This is a genomic window from Bradyrhizobium jicamae, from assembly GCF_018130215.1.
GTDB classification, from domain to species: Bacteria; Pseudomonadota; Alphaproteobacteria; order Rhizobiales; family Xanthobacteraceae; genus Bradyrhizobium; species Bradyrhizobium jicamae_A.
The window spans coordinates 1-4,823 of record NZ_JAFCKQ010000101.1; the positions used below are offsets into that span (position 1 = coordinate 1).

Below are 4,823 nucleotides of genomic sequence, written 5' to 3' on the forward strand. Positions count from 1 at the left end.
CCCCGTTTCATCATCTATCGGGGGACAGCCACCATCATGACCACTTGCTCGGAGCAGGGCCCATTACGGCATCTAGTGCAGCGATTGCGAAAGCTTTGCGCTTCGCAGTGTTCTTATCGTTGTGCATTCCATTTCCTAAAATCATTCGCGCAAGGCGCATACATGGATTGCACCGCAATCCTCGCCGAGGTCCAGGCAAACAATGAAAAGGTCAAGCAACTCGCTGCTGACAAGGGCCTTACGACGGCACAGAACGTGGCAGCCGGCGTGGCGGGGTTCGTCATTCCCGTCTAGTGGTTCGGCATGGACTTCCAAGGTACGGCCGACACAGAGATCGCCGCGCTACAGAGCCGCCAACAGTATCTCGCTATGCTGGCCGATCAGAAGCGTTGCGGGGCCGAGCCGGAGCCACCGCCGGCTAGTTCATCGAAGACCCGCGTGAAGCCAAAGCCTAGGGCGTCCGCGCAAGCTACAGCCGCTCCAAGTTCGCAGCAGCCCGCTCCGCAACCGCCTGAAGAACCGGCCAAACAATAGGCGGTCCGGGCGTCTTCCCGACTACCCTGCCCCGTGATCCGCAATGTCGAGGCGAAAGCGTTGCAGCGGCCATTGCCGGATGATGCGTTGAACATCGTCATGAGAGCGCCGGACAAGGAATATCGAATCGCCGTATGAAGAAGTTGACCGAGGCCCGCTGGTATTTTGTCACCGTGCGCCCTTCAGCGTGCAGGACGTCGTGCAGGTGGTGACGCTGCCGTGGTCACATTTGATGCAGGCGTTGACGCACTGGTCCATGACCTTGGGATTGTACTGGCTGGCAAGCTGATACCAACCTTTCAGTGAGTTGCCCGTGCAGTTTGTACAGGGGCGCTTTCAGACGCCTTCAGGCTGCGATAACCTGATCTCCCAAATGGAGCGGTCAGAGGTCATGGACGACGATTTCAGGAAGCGGCATGCCAGGCTGGTGCGGGATCTCGCCGACAAGGCTGCCGATCCATTCATCAAACGACGCCTCCAGGATCTAGCCTCAAGGTACGAGATCAACAAGCGCACCACTCCCCTGACGCCGCTGGATCTTGAGATCGCCAATCCCGCCCGTAGGCCAGACGGTGCTTCTGAGCGATAAAGGCGTGCGCCGGCTGGTCGAGTTCAGATGAGTTGGCCGACAGGATCGAAAGTCCTCTCCGCGCGTTGACTATTGAGCTCCAAGTGCGGAGGTCAACAATGATCATAGACCGAGAGCGGCCAACGACAGCTGCGGAACGCGAAGCCCACAAGGTATTCAAAGCCGTCAGAGCGAAGGAAGCTATGACCGATTACGCCAAAGCGCAAAAAGCGTTTCACGATAATCGGGAGCGCCTAAAGGCAGAACGGCTGGCGCCGGACGCTGAAGCGACCAACCGCGCAAAAGCAGGTTGAGCGTCCATCAGGATGATCACGGGGGACCAGGTTTAGCCTCCGGTGGAGGGCAAAAATGGCCCCACACTTCCGCCGCGTTGAAACTCCCGAAGATCTAGAAGTTTGGCTGGCGAGCAGCGGCGGCTATTCGTTTGTAATTTACCACGAGGCGCGGAGCGGACCTGGCTTCCATGGACAGCCCGGCTTCGCTGCGTCATGGCGATCCCTCCGTGCAACAACCCTGCCATCAAGGTTGGCGGATCGCCATTCAAGACGTTCGCGGAAGCCGAAAGGTCCTGCGATGCCCGGATAATCCAAGGCCGGCTTCCAGACCGGGAGGTCTCGGGCTCCGCCGTGCGCTGATCTGAGCCGCCAGCAGGCTGACCCGGCCGCTATCCATTAGATTCGGCGTCCGGCACCTGGCCGAACGGCCAAGGATGCGCGCAAGGAAGCCGACGCCATAGCCTGCCAGGCATGGAACGCCGCGCATGCTCGCCTTCCAGGGACCGGCCCCAGCCATCCCCTGCCCTGGGTGACGCGCTGAACGCCGGATATCGCTACCTCGAGGTCAAGTACCTCGGATGTGAGACCGATCAGACCGTCGCACTCGACATCGTCCGCCGGCCGAAGTGGACACCGGTTCACGAACTGGAGCGGTACATGCGATGCAAGGACTGCTGGCGGCGGAGTGGGCATCCGTTCAAGCGGAGCCCTCTGGTTGCGCTGCGGACCAACAAGATCTCGGCGATGAACCCGCCCTCGGTATGGTGGCCGAGAGAACGGTGATGCCAGTTCGGGCTCGCGCCCTTGGGCAGATTCCCGCCATGCAGCGCGACCGGCGGCGGAATGGGTACAGCTGATCAACCGGCTTTGCGCTTCTTGGCCGGAGCCTTCTTCGCGGCCTTCGAGGGCTTGTGTTTGGCCTTGGCTGGCGTTCTTGACCCGCCCTCGATGATCTTCTTGAGTAAGCGCTTAGCGGGAACCCTTGCTTCGGGATCTGGATAGCTATGCGAAGAAGCCTCCGGCTTGGACGGAGGTTTGGGATGGGATTGGACAGCAAAAAGGACGTCCATTTAGACGGCTCATCGGCGGGGTCTGTGAGCCGGCTGGAAGTTCTTGAAGGACCGTCGGGGCGCCGCGTGCGTTCGGAAGCCGAGAGAGCTCGGATCGTCGCCGAGAGTCTGTTACCTGGTGCTCAGGTGTCCGAGGTGGCGCGCAAGCACGGAGCGACACGCTGGCAGATCTACGATTGGCGACGGCGGTTTCGACAGCGAGGCATGTTGCCGCCGTGAGAGGCGTCCCCGCCGACATTCGCGCCGCTGGTCGTGGAAGGTGCGTTGGAGGGGCATCAGGCTCCGGCGATCAAGCTTGAGATCGCGATTGGTGACGTCGTGCTGCGGACGGATACGGCCATTGATGGTGAGCAGCTGTCCCGGGTGATCCGTGCGGTGCGAGCGTCACGATGATCGCGGCCAGTGCTGATCTGAAGATTTACGTTGCAACGCGGCCGATCGACTTCCGCTGTGGCCACGATCGGCTTGCGGCAAAGGTGCAGGAGATGCTCCGTCTTGATCCGTTCAGCGGCGCAGCCTTCGTGTTCCGATCGAAACGAGCGGACCGGATCAAGATTTTGGTCTGGGATCGAACAGGCCTGGTGTTGGTGCACAAGCGTCTCGAAGGTTGCAAGTTCGTTTGGCCAACGATCGCGGACGGCGTGATGCGAATGTCGCCGGCGATGTTCGCGGCCTTGTTCGAAGGACTGGATTGGAGGCTGGTCCGCCCGGAAGAAGCACCGCGCCCGCAAGTGGCGGGATAACTGCGGCAGAATGACTCGGCAGCTATTTTAATCGTGGCACGCGCGGTGGCGATATGCTCGAAATAGCGCATGAGCATCGCTGCGCTGCGCGACGAAAACGAACGCCTGAAGGCGCTTTTGGCGCAAACGCAGGCGACCTTGAGCGAGCATCAGGGGGCGCTGGCGGCGTCGGAGGAGGCCCGGCGTCGGCTTGAGGTCATTCTCGGCGAACTGCGGCGCGACAAGTTCGGCTCGAAATCCGAGAAGCTACGACCAGATCAGTACCATTTGCCGCTCGAGGACGTGGAGATCGCCCAAGGCATTTTGGACGCGGCGCAGGAAAGAGCCGAGAAGGTCATCCAGGGACGATCGCGGAGCGATCCGGATCAAGGCTCTCATCGCAATCGTGGCTGCTTGCCTGCTCATTTGCCGCGAGTGGAACGGGTCATCGAGCCTGCAAGCACGCTCTGCCCATGCGGTTGTGGTGCCATGACGAAGATCGGCGAGGACGTCAGCAAGCGCCTCGACGTGATCCCAGCGCAATGGCGCGTGCTGGTCACGCGCCGCCCGAAATACATCTGTCGCCGGTGCTCGGGCCCTGTTGTGCAGGCGCACGCACCGGAGCACGTCGTGCCCAGCGGGCTGCCGACCGAAGCGGCTATCGCGCACGTGATCGTCTCCAAGTTCGGCGACCACACGCCGTTTTATCGTCAGGCCGAGATCTATGCGCGCCAGGGCATCCGGCTTGATCGGGCGACACTGGGCAACTGGTCCGGTCGCGCCTGCTTCCATCTTCAGCCCATAGCGGACCACATGCGCCACCACCTGGCCATGGCGGATCGGCTGTTCATGGATGAGATCAGGGCGCCGGTACTCGATCCGGGGCGCGGCCAGACGAAGAAGGGCTACTTCTGGGCGATCGCCTCAGACGACCACGGCCATAGCGGCACAAGTCCGCCGATCGTGCTGTTCCGATATGCCCCCGGTCGCAGCGATGCCTTTGCTGAGCAGTTCCTCGATGGTTTTGGCGGACGCTACCTGCAATGCGACGCCTATGACGGGTATGACCGGCTGACCGAAGTCGCTCGGCCGCAAGGGCCTTGGACGCTCGTGCATTGCTGGAGCCATTTGCGCCGGCGCTTCGTCAAATTGGTACGCAACAGCAAGTCGCCGATCGCGGAGACCGCCGTTCGGCACATCGCACAGCTTTACGCCATCGAAGCCATGGTGCGCGGCTCATCGCCGGACATCCGGTTGGCCGCGCGCAAGGAGCACTCGCTGCCGATGATCGTGGCGTTGAAGTCGTGGTTCGAGAAGCAGCTGTCGATGATCTCCAGCGGCTCGACGCTCGCCGAGGACATCCGCTATGCGCTCAATCATTGGCAGGGACTGACCCGCTTCCTCGAAGACGGGCGTCTCCGAGCTCAACACCAATCCGGTCGAGAACGCCATCCGGCCAGTCTGCTTGACCAGGAAAAACGCTCTCTTCGCCGGCCATGAAATCGGGGCAGAAAACTGGGCCCTGCTCGCCTCGATCGTCGCCACCTGCAAACTCAACGACATCAACCCGGTGGCCTACATCGCCGAAACGCTCCAGGCGATCATCGACGGCCATCCCCATAGCAGGATCGAA

Annotated in this window: 6 protein-coding genes and 2 pseudogenes; 7 read left to right on the forward strand and 1 reads right to left on the reverse strand. The window is 61.5% G+C overall.

The window, feature by feature from the left end; all coding sequences use genetic code 11:
* The 4 genes and pseudogenes from JQ586_RS39915 to JQ586_RS41035 form a co-directional block, all read left to right on the forward strand.
* Positions 1-294: hypothetical protein (locus JQ586_RS39915; protein WP_212400101.1), on the forward strand; the 294-nt coding region annotated here is incomplete at its 5' end.
* Between the two features lie 631 nt (positions 295-925).
* The gene (locus tag JQ586_RS39920) at positions 926-1,123 is read left to right on the forward strand and encodes a hypothetical protein (RefSeq protein WP_212400102.1); all 198 of its coding nucleotides are present in this window, start codon (positions 926-928) and stop codon (positions 1,121-1,123) included.
* A gap of 98 nt (positions 1,124-1,221) precedes the next feature.
* On the forward strand, positions 1,222-1,416 hold the full coding sequence (locus JQ586_RS39925; protein WP_212400103.1) for a hypothetical protein: 195 nt from the start codon (positions 1,222-1,224) through the stop codon (positions 1,414-1,416).
* A 382-nt stretch (positions 1,417-1,798) separates the two neighbouring features.
* Positions 1,799-2,181, forward strand: a pseudogene (locus tag JQ586_RS41035) (hypothetical protein).
* 74 nt (positions 2,182-2,255) lie between these two features.
* On the opposite strand, the gene JQ586_RS39930 reads toward JQ586_RS41035, so the two are convergent.
* On the reverse strand, positions 2,256-2,468 hold the full coding sequence (locus tag JQ586_RS39930) for a hypothetical protein (RefSeq protein WP_212400106.1): 213 nt from the start codon (positions 2,466-2,468) through the stop codon (positions 2,256-2,258).
* On the opposite strand from JQ586_RS39930, the gene JQ586_RS39935 reads away from it, so the two are divergent.
* From JQ586_RS39935 to tnpC, 3 genes and pseudogenes are all read left to right on the forward strand, one after another.
* A complete protein-coding gene (locus JQ586_RS39935; RefSeq protein ID WP_212400104.1) occupies positions 2,439-2,687 on the forward strand; it encodes a transposase in 249 nt (82 codons plus the stop codon). The two genes, JQ586_RS39930 and JQ586_RS39935, sit on opposite strands and share 30 nt — an antisense overlap.
* Before the next feature lie 170 nt (positions 2,688-2,857).
* A complete protein-coding gene (gene tnpB, locus JQ586_RS39940; RefSeq protein ID WP_212400105.1) occupies positions 2,858-3,211 on the forward strand; it encodes an IS66 family insertion sequence element accessory protein TnpB in 354 nt (117 codons plus the stop codon).
* 69 nt (positions 3,212-3,280) lie between these two features.
* Positions 3,281-4,823: pseudogene (gene tnpC / locus JQ586_RS39945) on the forward strand (IS66 family transposase); the annotation flags it as partial.

Bases quoted from the DNA above. Each gene is read 5' to 3' on its own strand.
- JQ586_RS39920 (WP_212400102.1), top strand. From the start codon at position 926: ATGGACGACGATTTCAGGAAGCGGCATGCCAGGCTGGTGCGGGATCTC.
- JQ586_RS39925 (WP_212400103.1), top strand. From the start codon at position 1,222: ATGATCATAGACCGAGAGCGGCCAACGACAGCTGCGGAACGCGAAGCC.
- JQ586_RS39935 (WP_212400104.1), top strand. From the start codon at position 2,439: ATGGGATTGGACAGCAAAAAGGACGTCCATTTAGACGGCTCATCGGCG.
- JQ586_RS39930 (WP_212400106.1), bottom strand. From the start codon at position 2,468: ATGGACGTCCTTTTTGCTGTCCAATCCCATCCCAAACCTCCGTCCAAG.
- tnpB (WP_212400105.1), top strand. From the start codon at position 2,858: ATGATCGCGGCCAGTGCTGATCTGAAGATTTACGTTGCAACGCGGCCG.